The following is a 16,333-nucleotide window of genomic DNA, read 5'->3' as shown; positions in this document are numbered from 1 at the left end:
AAGTCTTGAATTTAGTTTTATAGCTATAAGGCTTTTCACCTAATTAGATAAATGTTAGTTTATAAGAGTTCATGTTTGTTTCTTTTATAGATTATAAAACCTACTATATCAGCAAAGAACCAACCAAGAGGTACAGCCCACCATATGCCACGCTGACCTAACTGTGGAATACTTGAGAGAGTATAGGCTAAAATTACCCTGGTTCCTAAAGAGATTATAGTAAGAATTACAGAGGTATTTAAAGCTCCAATTCCTCTAAAAAACCCATAGAACATAAATAAAAACCCAATAAGTATATAAAATACAGAAATTATAGATAAGTATTCTACACCAAGGTTTATTACATTTACTTCATTAGCATTTACAAATATCTTCATTAGTTTTTTTGAGTTTACAAGAATTAGAGTAGAAAATATCAAACAAAATATTAAAATTGAGCCAACGGCAGATCTTACGCCTTCATGTATTCTAGAGATATTTTTGGCACCTTTGTTTTGAGCAATATAAGTAGAAAAAGCATTTCCAAAGTCCTGAACGGGTAGGTATGCTATAGAATCTATTTTTCCAGCTATAGTAAAGGCTGCAATAGTATCAGCCCCAAAGGTATTCACAATTCCTTGTACACACACCATTCCAAAGGTCATTATAGATTGTTGTATAGAAGTTAGTAAGCTATACTTACCAATCATGAGAGCTATAGCCTTATCAAAAATTAAGTCTTTAGGAGTTATACGAATAATAGGTATTTTCACAATGGCATAAATTAAGCATAGTATTGAAGAAATGCCTTGTGCAATTATTGTAGCTAGAGCAACTCCTGATATACCTAAATGAAAAATATTTACAAAGACTAAATCTAAGATAATATTTACAATAGTAGCTATTATGAGAAAATATAATGGAGTCTTTGAATCACCTATGGCTCTAAGTAAAGCTGAGGAGCCATTATAGAGAAAAACAAAGATAAGTCCTCCGAATATAATTCTCAAATAATTCTTTGAATCATTAAGTATGGCAATTGGAGTTTTTATAAGTAGCAGCATACTTTCTATATTTAATGTTATTAAAACAGACAGTATAATTGTAAAAAGTCCTATAGATAAAAAGGATATGAATATTGACTTTCTAAGATTTGAATAGTCCTTTTCTCCAAAAAAATGAGAGTAAACCGTAGAAGCCCCCATACATAATCCAATGATCACAAAAGAAAAAAAGTTCATGAGCATAAAAGAAGAGCCTACTGCGGCTAAGGCATCCTTTCCTATGAACTTTCCAACTACAACGGAATCTACAATGTTATATAGTTGTTGAAATAAGTTTCCAACTAAAAAGGGAAATGCAAACTTCAATATAATTTCTGTAGGATTTCCCTTTGTCATATCGGTAACCATAAATATCCCTCCAAAGAAAAATTAGGGCATAAAAAACACTTAATGGTGATTTTATCGCATTAATATTATGCTAATGCAGCACCATGGAATGCTTTAGCTATAGCCCTATTGTAGTTTACCATGGATTTACATATAATAAAAATATTGATTTATTATAGAAAATATATATTTTTTTATATGGGAGAAAAATTTATGGAAATAAAACAACTTTTATATTTTATAACATTAGTAAATGAAGGAAACATTACAGCAGCAGCAAAAAAGTTACATATAGCTCAGCCAGCACTTAGTAATCACCTAAAGGGACTTGAAGAAGAAGTAGGAATAAAGTTATTTAATAGGGGAGCAAGAAATATAACACTTACTCAGGCGGGAGAAATTCTTTTTAACAAAGCAAATAATATCATTGAATTGAAGAATTCAATAAAAAAGGAATTAGAAGATACTAAAATTGGAATAAAGGGAACCCTTAAGATTGGTATTATATCAGCTATAGAGGCTGATATGTTAGAAAAGTATTTTTTAAGGTTTCATAAAAAGTATGAGAAAATCAAATATGAGATTTATGAAGGGATAACCCCCGAAATAATTAATCTTTTAAAGGCAGGAGTTATCGAAATTGGAATTGTAAGAACACCATTTGAAAGCACAGGGCTTAACACTATTTACATGAAAAGTGAACCAATGATAGCTGCATATAATACAGATTATGATTTAGATAGTCTACAAAATACTATTTCAATAAGGGAGTTAGAAAAAAAGCCTCTCATTATTTATCGTAGATTTAAAGATGTAGTGTTAACAGCTTTTCAAAGGGAAGAAATAAATCCTGATATACTGTGCATTAATGATGATTCTAGAACTTCTCTACTATGGGCAAATGCAGGTTTAGGTATTGCAATTGTTCCTATGTCCTCTAAAGGTCTTGTGATGGCAAACAACCTAAAATATAAAATTATTGATAATCAAGCTCTATTCACACAAAATGCAGTGATAACCCTTGAGGGAGGAGATTTATCTACAATTGCAAAGAACTTTTTAAAGGAAACCAATATATTAACCTAGGAAAAACACTGTTAAAGTTTTGGTTAGCATAGAGGTATTTGGCAATAACACCTGTTAGGTCCTTAAAAGTTGAAATTAATGATATAAAACTATTTACACTTTTAAACAAATTGCAAAATTGTTCATTGTTTAATGGTGATTAAAAATTGATATAGTAAATGGAAAATGGTATATTATAAGTATTAATTTAACAATTGGGGGAATTTATATGGGGAATGATGTGACGGTAGAAATTAAGAATCTATCCATGAGTTATGGGGAAAAAAAGGTTTTAAAGGGTATAGATTTAGAAATACACAAGGGAGAAATTATTGGGTACATTGGTCCTAATGGAGCAGGTAAAAGTACCACAATTAAAATAGTTTTAGGTATTGTTCACGGGTACCAGGGAGAAGTTAAGATACTAGGACAGGATATAGCCAAAGATAAGTTAGAATATAAAAGAAAAATTGGATATGTACCTGAAATTGCAGACATTTATGATAACCTAACAGCAAGAGAGTATCTCACCTTTATAGGTGAACTCTATGGGTTAACCTTTGAAAAGGCAGATGAAAAAGCTGAAAAGCTTATGGAACTTTTAGGAATAAAGGACTCTTACAACTCAAGAATTAGCTCCTATTCTAAGGGCATGAAGCAGAAGGTTTTAATTATTTCCAGTCTTCTTCATAATCCTGATATATTATTTTTAGATGAACCACTTAGTGGATTAGATGCTAATAGTGTAATGGTAGTTAAAGAAATCCTTTTCCATCTTTCAAAGCAAGGAAAGACTATTTTTTACTCTTCTCACATCATGGACGTGGTGGAGAAGATAAGTAATAGAATAATTCTTTTAAATAATGGAGAAGTTGTTGCTGATGGTAGCTTTAAGGAGCTTAAGGAAAATAATAAAGAGGGATCACTAGAACAAATTTTCAACCAGCTTACAGGATTTAACCAGTATGAAACTATTGCAGAGGAGTTTGTCTCTGTGGTTGAAGAGGTGTAGACTTATGAAGGATTTTAAGTTTTTAAAGTTTTTAGATAAGTTCAAGTTTTTGTTCCGAAAACTGGGAGTCGATTATGAAGTAATGAGAAAAATACTTCAAATTAAACTCTTAATGGATGGAAGAAGAGTACCTACAGTTTTTTCTGCTAATGATAATAAGAAAAATGAAAAAGAAAACAGCAATAGATTTTTAAAATCCCTATGGGTATATGTTTTAATGGGAATTATATTAATTCCTTTTATTCTCATGGAAAGCAGTTATTTATTTCAGATGAGTATCGTATTTTCAGTGGTTATGTTTTTTATCATGTCCTCTTTAATTTCAGATTTTTCATCGGTGCTTTTAGATGTGAAGGATAAAAATATAATAGGTACAAAGCCTGTAGATTCAAGGACTTTGAACTTTGCAAAGACGATACACGTATCTTTATATATGTTTTATATAACTACAGCCTTAATTTTACCAGGGCTTATAGCTAGCTTTTCAAAACAGGGCATAGTATTTTCCCTAATGTTTATTGTAGCAACTATATTTTTAGATATGTTTATAATAGTTCTAACTTCCTTTTTATATCTTTTAATTTTAAGATTCTTTGATGGGGAAAAGCTAAAAGATGTAATCAACTATTTTCAAATTATCTTAAGTTTAGTAATTGCTATAGGTTATCAACTGGTGGGAAGACTATTCCAGGTAGTAGAAATGAATGTTCAGTTTACACCAAAATGGTGGCAATATTTGTTACCTCCTGTATGGTTTTCGGCACCCTTTGAGATGATGAAAAAATCAGAGGTAAATGTAGTTTATATCATACTTACTGTGATGGCTATTGTGATTCCTATTTTGGCAATGGCGTTTTATATTAAGTCCATGGATATGTTTGAAGAAAATCTCCAAAAGATGACTAATAACTCTGGGAAGAGGAAAAAAGTTAAAAGAAAACCAGGAGGGATACTTTCAACAGTGTTATGCAGAAGTAAGGAGGAAAGATTATTTTTTAGGTTTGCTTCAGATATGATGAAAAATGAAAGGGAATTTAAACTTAAGGTATATCCATCCTTAGGCTTTGCTATAATTTTTCCTTTTATATTTATCTTTCAAAGGTTATCTATGTCTTCCTTCGCTGAGATTTCTAAGGGGAAGTCCTACTTTTTCATATACTTTACTGGAATGATGTTATCTTCTGTGATGATGATGATTAAATGCTCAGGAACCTATAAGGGGGCTTGGATTTACAAGACTATGCCAATAAGTAATTATAAACCTGTGTTTAGAGCCACCACAAAAGCAGTTATAGCTAAGTTATTTTTTCCTATATTCTTGTTTCAAGCTGTAGTTTTTATAGGTATCTTTGGAGTGAGGATAACAGGGGATTTAGTGGTGGTATTTTTAAACATGATGATTTTTACTTTAATATGCTTTATGGCTATGGAAAAAGCCTTACCTTTTTCACAACCCTTCGATGCTTCCAAGGACTCTAATGTTGGTATAACCTTTATCTTAATGTTTGGCATAGGGGCCTTATGGGGAGTGCACTATTTCATAGACAAAATATCTTATGGTTTTTATATACTTTTAGGTATAGGTATTATAGCAAACCTGATACTTTGGAGTGTAGCTTTTAATATTAAACCAGAAAAACTTAATAATGCTTTATGATACTAGTTTTAGCATACACACTCTTTTGCAAAGTGAATAGTATAGTGGTATAGCTAATAACTATTGGAGGGTTATAATGGGTTATTATGTAAAGTGTCCTGAAAATGTAAAAATTTATGTGGAAGATTTGAATCCAGAAGGAAAAAAGACAATTCTTTTTATACATGGGTGGCCTGGCAGTCATAAATTGTTTGAATATCAGTTTGACAAGCTCCCTAAGCAAGGTTATAGATGTATAGGAATAGATACAAGAGGGTTTGGAAGTTCAGATAAACCGTGGACAGGATATGATTACAATACCCTTGCAGATGATGTTAGAAGTGTAATTAATACACTTGGATTATGTGATATTACACTTGTAGGACATTCAACTGGAGGGGCCATAGCCGCAAGATATATGGGGAGACATAAAGGGTATGGAATATCAAATCTTGTTCTAGTTTCTGCAGCTGCACCTAGTCTCATTAAGCGTCCTAATTTTCCTTACGGATTAGATAAGGACATAGTTGTACAGTTAATTGAAGGAACATATACCGATCGACCTAAAATGCTTAAGGGTTTTGGAGATATATTCTTTTACCAGTTCATAAGTGAAGCCTTCTCAGATTGGTTTTTCCAGTTAGGCTTACAAGCAGCTGGATGGTCAACTGCAGCAATTGCCAATACTTGGTTAAATGAAGTGCTGTTTTGTGATTTAGAGGCAGTAAATGTTCCAACTTTAATTATTCATGGAATCCATGATAAGGTTGTTCCTTTTGAACTAGGTGAAATACAGAACAAGATCATTAAAAATTCAAAACTATTACCTTTCAATTATAGTGGTCATGGAGTGTTTTATGATCAGAAGGATAAATTTAATGAAGAGCTAGTAAAATTTATTGAGGAATAATCTTATGAGTGAAATTTCAAATGGTTTAAACATGGTAATTCTTTTCTTAGCAGGCTTTATGCTATTGAATATTTTTAAATTATCTAGATCAGACGGAGGGCAAGAACCTTGTGATTTTAAGAAAACTGTAACCTTATATCAAGAGATTTCTTCTGCAAAATTCATATGCCTATATGCTTGTTTCAACCCGTAGTTTTTATAGCTATCTTTGGAGTGTAGATTTTTGTATTAAGCCTGAAAAACTCAATAAGATTTAAAATAGAGACTTTAAAAGAGGGATATGTGAAAATGAAGTTTAATATACTTGGTTTTCACATATCCCTTAACTAGTTCACTACTATTAATTTCTAACCAGGGAAGGCACTTATTCTAGGTAATAATTATTGCTATGAATATAATTTTTTATATAGCTCCCTGTAATTGAGTCTGTGCAACCCAATATATCTTCTGGTTTTCCAGAGAATATTATGTTTCCACCAAGTTCTCCTGCCTCTGGTCCCATATCAATTATCCAATCTCCATGACACATGATTTCTAAATTATGTTCAATAACAATTAAGGTGCTGCCATTACTTAATAGCTTTTCAAATATTAGTAATAGCTTTTCAATATCAGAAGGGTGCAATCCAGTGGTTGGCTCATCTAGTATATAAATTTGATTTTTCTCCTGTAATTCAAGGGCAAGTTTTAGCCTTTGGAGCTCTCCCCCTGATAAAGTGGTTAGTGGTTGCCCTAACTTTAAATATCCAAGGCCCACGTCTTGTAGCATATTTAGCTCACTAACAAAAGATTGATTCGTAAATAACTCTATGGCTTCAACTACACTTAAATTTAAAATATCACTGATATTTTTCCCACTATATAAGTATTGCAATGCAGTTTTCGTAAAGCCTTTCCCATTACAAACTTCGCAAACCTCTGTCACAGCATCCATAAAGGCTAAATCAAGTTCTACAGTTCCTAAACCCTTACAATTTGGGCAAGCACCTTTTGAATTAAAGCTAAATAGGGAAGCATCAACCTGATTTTCATCCCCTAATAAATCTCTAATATGATCTAAAACACCTGAAAAGGTGGCTATATTAGAACGCTTGTTAGTGGTAATGGGCTTTTGATTAATTGAAATACACTGTGGGTAATACACAGGAAGAAGTTTATTAAACAGTGTACTTTTCCCAGAACCGGCTACTCCTGTTACCACAGTCATTACTCCTTTTGGAATTTTCACCTGAACATTATGAAGGTTATGCAAGGAGCCATTTTTTATTTCTAACCAACCCTTAGGTTCACTAATTATTTTTTTTATTTCATGAGAACTATTTAGGTATTTAGCCGTCAAAGTAGAGCTATGATAAAGCTCACTTAGACTTCCCTGAAACATAATTTCTCCACCTAGAATCCCAGAACCAGGCCCCATTTCAAGGAGGTAATCAGAGATTTTAATAATATCTGGGTCATGTTCCACAATTAAAATAGTATTGCCTTTTTCCTTTAACCTTTTTAATAGGCTATTAATTCTAAGAATATCATGAGGATGGAGGCCAATGCTTGGTTCATCAAAAATATAAATTAAACCATTTAAGCTACTGCCAAGCTGACTTATCATTTTTATACGTTGGGACTCACCACCAGATAAGGTAGAAGTTCCACGACTTAAGGACAGATATCCAAGGCCCACTTCTTTTGCATAACTCAGTTGCTGAAGTAGTGACTCTGTAACTGTACTTACACTGGGTACCTTAATTTCTTTCAAGAAGTTTATTAAATCAGAGATGGTCATATTTACAAAATCTGCAATGTTTTTTTCATTTATTTTGCAGCTTAATACCTTAGAGTTTAGGCGACTTCCAGAGCAGGCAGGGCATAGATCCTCATAGACAACTCTTGCTATATGATTTTTATATAGCTTTGCATCTCTACAACTTTTAGATAGAAATGCTTTTTTAATACGTGGAATTACACCTTCATAAAAGGAAGTAGGAGGCCAATCCTTTGTTGGGTTTTGGGGCTTGAAGCCAGATTTATAAAGCAAAGTATCTAGCTCCTCCTCACTATAATCCTTAAGCTTTTTATCATTATCAAATAATCCAGTATGAACATAACGTTTCCAACGAAAGCCTCCAGGGTAAAAAGTAGGGAATAAAATTGCACCTTCATTTAAGGACTTATTCATATCTAGTAGCTGATCTATCCTAAAACTTTGTGCGATGCCAAGACCCTCACATTCTTCGCACATTCCTTGAGGATTATTAAAGGAAAAAATATAAGAATATCCCACAAAGGGAGTGCCAATTCTTGAAAACAATAGCCTTAGCAGACTATAAATATCAGTGACAGTTCCAACAGTAGAGCGAGCATTGTCCCCAAGTCTTTTCTGATTAATAACAATAGATACGGAGAGATTATTAATAGAATCCACCTCTGGCTTACCATAATGAGGCAATCTATTTCTTATAAAACTTGAGTAAGTTTCATTTAATTGTCTTTGAGATTCTGCTGCAACTGTATCAAAGACTAAGGCGGACTTTCCAGACCCAGACACACCTACCACAGTGGTAATTTGATTTTTAGGTATTGTAACATCTATGCTTTTTAAGTTTTTTTCCCGTGCACCAGAAATAATAATATTGTTTTTATCCATGATTTCCTCCTTGATAAAGTAGTAGATATAGAATATCATGGATACATGACAGAACTTGACAAGATTAAGTAAGAAAGGTTGAAAATTAATAATGAGTAAGGCACAAAAGTTATTTGAATTATTGCAATATGTAAACACAAAGAAGCGATTTACTGCCAATGAAGTGGCTGAAGAATTTAATATTTCAGTAAGAACTGCCCATAGATATCTAACGGAACTCTCCGATATGGGAGTGTATTTATATACAGAGCAAGGAAAAGATGGGGGATATAGAGTGCTATCAACGCGAATGCTTCCTCCAATTAATTTTAACGAAGATGAAGCTCTTGCCATATTTTTTGCTTTTCAATCTCTTAAGCATTATAAAACCATTCCCTTTGAAATTGATATAAATTCAGTATCACGAAAACTATACTCAAAACTTCCAGAGGATCTTCAAAGTATTGTGGATAAAATGGAGTCCTCCTTAATGTTTTGGAATGATAAAAGAGAGATTGAAGCTCCTTATATAAAGGAATTACTAAAGTACTCTCTAGAAAAACAGATTATAAATATAAAATATGCTTCAAAAAACAGAAACAAAAATTATAAAATAGTTCCTATTGGCATATACAGCAATCACGGCTTTTGGTATGTGCCAGCCTATGATTTTACCTGTGAGGATATGAGGCATTTTAGAGTAGATAGAATCTTAGACTTAGAAGATACCAATACCCAGCATAAAGACTTAGATATTTCCTTAAAGGAATGCATAGATTCCTATAAAATCATTAAGCCCATAAGGCTATATGTCACCTTAACGAATCTAGGCGTAAGGGAATGCAGAAACAATCCCTATCTGGGAGATAGTATTGTAATGAATGCTGAGGGAGAAGGTGGCTATATTGATGAAATAATAGACTATAGTGACTTAGAATATACAGGGAGGTTTTTCATGCAACTAGGTAATCAGGTTAAAGTAATTGAACCAGAGGAAATGATAGAGTTTCTATGCAAAGAAGCACGGAAAATAATAGATAACTATGGGGAATAGATTTCTTAATTTTACCAAATGTAACCTTATGCTATAATATTACTAAAGATATTTTGGGTTTATTTAGTTTTGTTTGATTGGATGAATATGGTAATTGTAGATTAATAGAAATATTTTTAAAAGTAGGGTTACTAAATTTGGGGGTGGATATTATGAAATATTTGATACTTGGAGGAACAAAGTTTCTAGGAAGACATATAGTTAATAAAGCTTTAGATCAGGGACACCAGGTAACTATTTTTACAAGAGGAAGAGAAAAAATAGATATTAATACTAAAGTGGAACATTTAATAGGGGATAGGGCAAATAACTTAGATACACTAAAGGGACGAGTGTGGGATAGAGTCATTGATACCAGTGGATATGTGCCTTGGGAAGTAGAAAAATCTGCAAGAATTTTAGCAGACTCCTGTACGCATTATACCTTTGTTTCTAGTATATCGGTATATTCAGACTTAGAAAAACGCAACATTAATGAAGATAGCAAAATTGAGACTATGACAAAGGAAGAGCTAGAGGAAGTAAGGTTAGATGAGAGTGGAGAATCTATAATGAAGTATTACGGAGCTTTAAAACATTTATGTGAAGAAGCTGCAAAGAAGGCAATGCCTGGACAGGTGTTAAATGTTAGACCAGGACTTATAGTAGGACAGTTTGACCCAACTGATAGATTTACCTACTGGATAGATAGGATTTCAAAGGGGGAAGAAGTATTTTGTCCAGGAAGGAAGGATGCTTTAATTCAATTCATTAATGTTGAAGATTTGGCACGATGGATTGTTAAAGCCAGCGAAGAAGCCATAGTTGGAGAGTACAATGCCACAGGACCAGATTATGAACTTACCATGGAAGAATTATTAGAAAAGTGTAAGGAAGTTAGTAAAAGTAATGCAACCTTGACTTGGGCACAGGAGAACTTCCTCTTTGATAATGAGGTACAATATTGGAGTGAAATGCCATTATGGATTCCAGATAAGTTAAAAATTCCAGGCTTTTTAGGTGCTGATATTACTAAAGCTTTGAAGAAAGGCCTTAGATTTAAACCTTTAGAAGAAACAATATTAGATACTTTAAATTGGGCCAAATCTAGACCTAAAGGATATAGTTTTAAGGCTGGAATAACTAGTGATAAAGAGAAAGAATTACTGAAGCTTTGGCACTCTAGATAAGAGTATAAGAATAGCCTTTATCTTTAATTATAAAAAAGACAAACTCAATTTTGGAATTGAGAAAAAACACCGTAAAATTCATCTGAATAATGCGGTGTTTTGTAAATTATTTGATTTTATAGTTTCTTTACTAAGTAAGACTACTGTAATTTAGTTTACTTAAATATTCAATAAAGCTTTTGAAAATTCCTCAAATCTTTCGTCTGATATACCAAGTTTTTTCTTGAACGGTTTATCATCATATCCTACCTTATATTAAATAGTTAGTTTCATATTTTTTATAATTATTTCTCTTTATTAATATTAGTTATTTCTATATTCCTAAACCATATAGACACATCACTTTAACGTATATTAATTATTTCTTTCAAGAAGTGGTTTTTCCATAAAAGTTACACATCATCAACATATGAAATATTTATGTTCCTCTTAATTTAAGCAACATGTCATATCCAAAGATATACTAAGTAGCTAGTTTATCTTTAGTGTTCGAAAGTTTATTTAATTTTATATTTTGGTGATAAAAAGTTATGAATAAATTAATATCAAATTATATATTATTTTTCTTTATTTGTCATTTTCATTAGGACATACTTCATTTACATAATCCCAATACTCTCCAGGTGTTAGGGGTTTAGGCTCGGTAATCATTTCAGCTACTTTTGCAAGTTCTTTGATTTTATTACGTAGCATTGGCTGTAAACAACACGGAATATGGTCCTGATTTACTCTATGCAAAAGAACACATTCAAAACATTTTCCATGCCATTCACACTTTGTCTTAGGGCATGTACAATGTCTATACTTTTCTGTATTTATCATTTCTCTACATTCTTTCACCATTTCAAGATACTTTTCTTTTTTCTCCTGACTAATTTCAATACATTCCAAAAAAATCACCTCGATAATAATTAATATTCAGGCTTGTTCAGTTGAAATACCAATTAAATTATATCACAAGTTCATATCAACACAAAGTTATATATTACAACCCCTTTTAATACGTAGGAAAGTTGCATTGTTTTCAATCTAATTATTTATATATAGTTAATCGCCTTTTAATCTTAATGATCTATTATTCAATCCTCAAGGAGTTTTCCTTGTACTTAAAATTTCATTAGTTTCATAGTATGGATTTTAGAGTCTTTATCTAATTTCATGGTTACAATCAAAAGTAATTGTTGAAAAATTTCAAAGAATCAGTAAAATATCTTAGACATTTGGCTATAGGTTTATTAGAATTATAAATATAAAGAAATTTTTTAGCTTACAAATTCTAATAAGAAAAGTAAATTGCGGATATGGTTATAATCAGCTAAGTGTGGGGTGTTAACTTGAAGAGAATTGATGCTATCTATGAAAAGCTTAAGGAATATGAAAAAGGGGCAACTGCCATAGAGATTGCAGAGGCTCTAGATTTAAGTAGAGCTAATGTAAGTAGTGATTTAAATAAATTATGTGAAGAAAGCAGGGTTTCTAAAAGTGGTGGAAGACCTGTAGTATTTAGTGTTTCAAAAGAGCAAGCAGTTGAGCGGTTTGCTTTTACTATAGATAAGTTTTCAAAGCTAAATGAAAGTCTTTTTACAGCAGTAGAACAGGCTAAGGCAGCAGTACTTTATCCTCCAAAGGGCATGAATATTTTAATTCTTGGAGACACTGGAGTTGGAAAGTCCATGTTTGCATCTCTTATACATAGATATGCCTTAGAGACAAAGAAGCTTCAAAGTAATGCTCCCTTTGTAACATTTAACTGTGCAGATTATGCTAATAACCCTCAGCTTTTAATTAGTCAGCTTTTTGGAACTAAGAAAGGTGCTTATACAGGAGCAGATTCAGACAAGCAAGGGCTTATTGATAAGGCTAACGGGGGAGTGCTTTTTCTTGATGAGGTTCATAGACTTCCACCAGAGGGACAGGAGATATTTTTCACTTTTATGGATAAGGGGATCTACAGAAGGCTTGGGGAAACGGAGCAGGAGAGAAGAGCAACGGTGCTCATTATATGTGCAACAACAGAAAATCCTGAGTCAGCTCTTTTAAGGACCTTTACCAGAAGAATTCCCATGGTGATTAAAATACCAGCCTTAGGGGAAAGAAGTGTGGAGGAGAGGTTTAGCCTTATTAGTGGTTTCTTTAAGGAGGAATCCACTAGATTAGAGAGAGAAATAAAGGTATCTGTTAACTCAATGAGAGCCTTTTTAAGCTATAATTGCACAAATAATATTGGACAACTTAAAACAGATATCCAGCTATCTTGCGCTAAAGCTTATGCAGATTTTGCCGCTGGGAAAAAGGGTGAAATAAAAGTAAACAGCTCAGAGCTTCCAATTTATATTAGAGAAGGACTATATAAAGAAACTGAGCATAGACAAATATGGAACAAGCTCATAGGTTTTAATAAAAGGTACTGTATTTTCAATAAAAATAATGAAGGAATTCTTTTCCAAGAGGATAACAGTGAAGACACCATATATGACATGATTGCTATGAGAGTTCATGAACTTAAGGCAAAGGGGATAAGGGAAAATGACTTTGAAAGGGAAATAGGTAGGGACATAGAGGATTATTTTGCAAAGTATATTTATAACGTAAGCAAAAGAACAGATATTTCTAGCCTAGAAAGTATAATTTCAACGGAAATCATTAGTGTTATAAAGCATATAATGACTTTTAGTGAGGAAAGACTTAAAAGGGTATTAAGTCAAAAGGTTTATTTTGGATTAGCAGCTCATTTAGCCAATGCAATTGAAAGGGTTAAAAGAAGTAAAAAAATAATAAATCCTCAACTAAACAGAATAAGAACAGACCATAGTGAAGAGTTTTCAGTGGCACTAGAATGCTTAAACATAATAGAAAGAACTCTTGATATCACCATGCCTATTGATGAAGCAGGATTTCTTGCACTGTTTTTAGTGTATGATGAAAAAGAGAGCGCAAAGTATGAGGAAGAAGTAAAAGTAGTTGTCATTGCTCATGGTAATAATACTGCAACTTCTATGGCAGAGGTGGCAAATAAGCTTCTAGGAATAAATCATGTCATTGGCATAAACGCTCCTCTTGAAGAGAAACCACAGCAAGTACTTCAGAGGTTAAAGGTTGTGATAAGAGAAAATAATATAGTTTCGGATATGATGATTTTAGTGGACATGGGGTCTTTAACAACCTTTGGGGAGGAACTAGAAAAAGACTTTGGAATAAGGACAAAAACCATTCCATTGGTTAGCACCCTTCATGTTTTAGAGTCAGCAAGAAAAGCTATGTTAGGTTCTTCCTTAGAACAGATTTATAAGGAAACTTTAAATGTAAATACTTTAATAGAACAGCATAATTCAAGCAGTGAAGAGTTAACCTCCTTTAAAGAAAAAATGGCGATTATAACTATTTGTACCACAGGAGAAGGTAGTGCAAGAACTATCAAAGAACTATTAGAGAAAAATCTTAGATATGACAGCAATCTACTTGAAATAATTCCTTTCAATTTAGTATCAAAGGATAGTATTAATTCAAGGATTAAGGCTATTTCCCGGGAAAAAAATATCCTTTGTATAGTTAGCTCCTTCGACATAAATAAGCAAATAAAACATTTTGGACTTCATGAAATTATAAGTGGGGCAGCTATAGAAGAAATTCAACAGCTTATAGATGTAGAAGCTACTTATATGAAAATGGGAGATACCTTAAAAAATCAACTTAAAGCTATAGATGGAGCTGAAGTTTTTAAAGATATTAAGCGATTTATAACTGAAATTGAAGATGAACTAAATATAAAGATGGATAGGGAAGTTTTAATAGGAACAACCCTTCATATAGGTTGCATGATTGAAAGGCTTAAAGCTGGTGATTCTATAATAGAATTTCAAGGAAGTGAGGAATATATAAGAGCTAACCCTGAACTTTATAGAGCTGTAAAGAAGGGCTGCAATGAATTAAACAAAAAATATGATGTATATATCCTATCAGATGAAATTTGTTATATAATGAGCTACTTTAAAATGGGGAATTAGCATAGGATTTTAATAATATATTTATTTATAACAAAATATTAGGGAGAAGTAAGGTATGAACGAATGTGAAGAAGTCCATGGCTTTTGGTGTTTATAGGAGAATTGCTTCTTAGAAGATATAATTTAGATGGGAAGTGGTTTTTAAATTAAAGTATTAAGTAGAAGTAATATATGATTAAGTAGGGGGTATCATGAAAAGAAAATTATTAATTGTATTATCTTTGGGGATTTTATTGTCACTTTTAGGGTGCAGTAAGGATGGTAATGAAAAGATGAATAATGATAAAACCACTAGTGCTGAAACAAAAGTTGAAAAACAAGAAGAACCATCAACTAGTGTGGACTTAAGTAAATTTGACATCACTAAATCAGAGGATGAGAAGAGTGGAGTTATGTTTATGCCTCAAAATACTAATGATTCATGGGAATTAAAGTTTAAAAAATTTAGGGGAACTCACACCATGTCAAGGATTAAGTTGAACAAGGATCAAGTTGTAAAATTTCAATATAACTCAGAAATAGAATCAGGAAAGCTAGTATTTTTAATTCTAGATAATAAGGGTGAGATTGTTAAATCTGTTCAAGGGAATAAGGAAGAATTTATAGAAGTGAAAGCAGCTGAAGAAGGGGAATATATCTTAAAAGTTGTTGGTGAAGATGCTACTGATGGGGAAATAGTGGTGAAGTTTAAATAAAAAATCTTTAAACAAGTTGCTTATAGATTAATATGGCATAAGGGTAGTTTATATTAGAGGTAAAATTCAAAAGAAAAGTAGTTAACATATAGCTTATTGATTTAGCACAGATATCTGCAGTAGAGTTATTATTCTTCTGCAGATTTTTTTGTGATTTTTAAAACCCTTTCATGATTATTAACGTCTAATAGGTGTAAGGTACCTAAAAATAAATAATAAGTCAAAGATGACTGAAATAAAAATTACGCGTAATTAAAACCTTAAAGGAGATTAGCTATGGTTATAGAAGAACAGGTGAAGCTAGCAATCCAAGGGGATGAAAAAGCTTTTGAATATCTTATGGACATAAATAAAGAAGGGTTTTACAGAACAGCCTATGCTTATGTTAAAAATGAAGCAGATGCATTAGACATATTGCAGGAGACTGTATATAAAGCTTACATGTCCATAGGCAAATTAAAGGAGCCTAAATACTTTAAAACTTGGATAACTAGAATTTTGATTAATAATGCTAAAGACTTTATGAAAAAAAAGAATAAGGTTGTGTCTATAGTAGATAATCTTTCAGAGGCTTCAAGTTATTATGAAAGCGGTGGAATTGATGAAAAATTAGATATTCTTAGTTCCATTGATAAACTTGAGTATAAGCTGAAGAACGTCATAGTACTAAAGTATTTTCAGGATCTCACTATAACTGAGATATCACAGGTGCTTGAGTGTCCAACAGGTACAGTAAAGACACATCTAAATAAAGCTTTGAGCAAGTTGAGAATATCTATGGGAAAGGAGAGCGTTTAA

13 protein-coding genes are annotated in these 16,333 nt (G+C 32.2%); 10 read left to right on the top strand and 3 right to left on the bottom strand.

The genetic code is table 11. The annotated features are described in order from the left end of the window. Nucleotides 1-59: 59 nt before the first annotated feature. Nucleotides 60-1,391, bottom strand: a complete 1,332-nt coding sequence (locus C661_RS0105675; protein WP_017414345.1) for an MATE family efflux transporter — start codon at nucleotides 1,389-1,391, stop codon at nucleotides 60-62. 192 nt (nucleotides 1,392-1,583) lie between these two features. Between C661_RS0105675 and C661_RS0105670 the strand changes: the two genes are divergently transcribed. From C661_RS0105670 to C661_RS0105650, 5 genes are all read left to right on the top strand, one after another. After that, nucleotides 1,584-2,456, top strand: a complete 873-nt coding sequence (locus tag C661_RS0105670; RefSeq protein ID WP_017414344.1) for a LysR family transcriptional regulator — start codon at nucleotides 1,584-1,586, stop codon at nucleotides 2,454-2,456. A gap of 208 nt (nucleotides 2,457-2,664) precedes the next feature. After that, nucleotides 2,665-3,447, top strand: a complete 783-nt coding sequence (locus C661_RS0105665; protein WP_017414343.1) for an ABC transporter ATP-binding protein — start codon at nucleotides 2,665-2,667, stop codon at nucleotides 3,445-3,447. Between the two features lie 4 nt (nucleotides 3,448-3,451). After that, nucleotides 3,452-5,104, top strand: coding sequence for a hypothetical protein (locus C661_RS0105660; RefSeq protein WP_017414342.1), 1,653 nt, complete (start codon nucleotides 3,452-3,454; stop codon nucleotides 5,102-5,104). A gap of 76 nt (nucleotides 5,105-5,180) precedes the next feature. After that, nucleotides 5,181-5,993, top strand: a complete 813-nt coding sequence (locus C661_RS0105655; protein WP_017414341.1) for an alpha/beta fold hydrolase — start codon at nucleotides 5,181-5,183, stop codon at nucleotides 5,991-5,993. Between the two features lie 4 nt (nucleotides 5,994-5,997). Next, on the top strand, nucleotides 5,998-6,186 hold the full coding sequence (locus tag C661_RS0105650) for a hypothetical protein (protein WP_017414340.1): 189 nt from the start codon (nucleotides 5,998-6,000) through the stop codon (nucleotides 6,184-6,186). 171 nt (nucleotides 6,187-6,357) lie between these two features. Here the strand turns inward: C661_RS0105650 and C661_RS0105645 are convergent, their stop codons facing one another. Beyond that, nucleotides 6,358-8,634: an ATP-binding cassette domain-containing protein gene (locus tag C661_RS0105645; protein ID WP_017414339.1), complete on the bottom strand. Its 2,277-nt coding sequence runs from the start codon at nucleotides 8,632-8,634 to the stop codon at nucleotides 6,358-6,360. 91 nt (nucleotides 8,635-8,725) lie between these two features. Here C661_RS0105645 and C661_RS0105640 point away from each other — a divergent pair, with 91 nt between their 5' ends. Beyond that, nucleotides 8,726-9,667, top strand: coding sequence for a helix-turn-helix transcriptional regulator (locus C661_RS0105640; protein WP_017414338.1), 942 nt, complete (start codon nucleotides 8,726-8,728; stop codon nucleotides 9,665-9,667). A gap of 152 nt (nucleotides 9,668-9,819) precedes the next feature. Beyond that, nucleotides 9,820-10,836: an NAD-dependent epimerase/dehydratase family protein gene (locus tag C661_RS0105635; protein ID WP_017414337.1), complete on the top strand. Its 1,017-nt coding sequence runs from the start codon at nucleotides 9,820-9,822 to the stop codon at nucleotides 10,834-10,836. A gap of 567 nt (nucleotides 10,837-11,403) precedes the next feature. Here the strand turns inward: C661_RS0105635 and C661_RS22675 are convergent. Next, on the bottom strand, nucleotides 11,404-11,727 hold the full coding sequence (locus C661_RS22675; RefSeq protein ID WP_017414336.1) for a hypothetical protein: 324 nt from the start codon (nucleotides 11,725-11,727) through the stop codon (nucleotides 11,404-11,406). Between the two features lie 443 nt (nucleotides 11,728-12,170). Here C661_RS22675 and C661_RS0105625 point away from each other — a divergent pair, with 443 nt between their 5' ends. From C661_RS0105625 to C661_RS0105615, 3 genes are all read left to right on the top strand, one after another. Beyond that, nucleotides 12,171-14,840, top strand: coding sequence for a sigma-54-dependent transcriptional regulator (locus C661_RS0105625; RefSeq protein WP_017414335.1), 2,670 nt, complete (start codon nucleotides 12,171-12,173; stop codon nucleotides 14,838-14,840). Nucleotides 14,841-15,031: 191 nt separating this feature from the next. Continuing rightward, nucleotides 15,032-15,535 carry a hypothetical protein gene (locus tag C661_RS0105620; RefSeq protein WP_017414334.1) on the top strand — a complete coding sequence of 168 codons (504 nt, stop codon included), beginning with the start codon at nucleotides 15,032-15,034 and terminating at the stop codon, nucleotides 15,533-15,535. Between the two features lie 276 nt (nucleotides 15,536-15,811). Further along, nucleotides 15,812-16,333, top strand: coding sequence for a sigma-70 family RNA polymerase sigma factor (locus C661_RS0105615; protein ID WP_017414333.1), 522 nt, complete (start codon nucleotides 15,812-15,814; stop codon nucleotides 16,331-16,333).

Origin of the sequence: Clostridium tunisiense TJ (assembly GCF_000300195.1) — a bacterium.
In the GTDB taxonomy this organism is placed as follows: Bacteria; Bacillota; Clostridia; order Clostridiales; family Clostridiaceae; genus Clostridium_J; species Clostridium_J tunisiense.
Note: the sequence above shows the minus strand (reverse complement) of the source record. Positions and strands in the feature narration are given on the sequence as shown.

Excerpts from the sequence above, each read along its gene's own strand:
- C661_RS0105675 (WP_017414345.1), bottom strand. The coding sequence starts at position 1,391 with ATGGTTACCGATATGACAAAGGGAAATCCTACAGAAATTATATTGAAG.
- C661_RS0105660 (WP_017414342.1), top strand. The coding sequence starts at position 3,452 with ATGAAGGATTTTAAGTTTTTAAAGTTTTTAGATAAGTTCAAGTTTTTG.
- C661_RS0105665 (WP_017414343.1), top strand. The coding sequence starts at position 2,665 with ATGGGGAATGATGTGACGGTAGAAATTAAGAATCTATCCATGAGTTAT.
- C661_RS0105645 (WP_017414339.1), bottom strand. The coding sequence starts at position 8,634 with ATGGATAAAAACAATATTATTATTTCTGGTGCACGGGAAAAAAACTTA.
- C661_RS0105670 (WP_017414344.1), top strand. The coding sequence starts at position 1,584 with ATGGAAATAAAACAACTTTTATATTTTATAACATTAGTAAATGAAGGA.
- C661_RS0105655 (WP_017414341.1), top strand. The coding sequence starts at position 5,181 with ATGGGTTATTATGTAAAGTGTCCTGAAAATGTAAAAATTTATGTGGAA.
- C661_RS0105635 (WP_017414337.1), top strand. The coding sequence starts at position 9,820 with ATGAAATATTTGATACTTGGAGGAACAAAGTTTCTAGGAAGACATATA.
- C661_RS0105615 (WP_017414333.1), top strand. The coding sequence starts at position 15,812 with ATGGTTATAGAAGAACAGGTGAAGCTAGCAATCCAAGGGGATGAAAAA.
- C661_RS0105620 (WP_017414334.1), top strand. The coding sequence starts at position 15,032 with ATGAAAAGAAAATTATTAATTGTATTATCTTTGGGGATTTTATTGTCA.
- C661_RS0105650 (WP_017414340.1), top strand. The coding sequence starts at position 5,998 with ATGAGTGAAATTTCAAATGGTTTAAACATGGTAATTCTTTTCTTAGCA.
- C661_RS0105640 (WP_017414338.1), top strand. The coding sequence starts at position 8,726 with ATGAGTAAGGCACAAAAGTTATTTGAATTATTGCAATATGTAAACACA.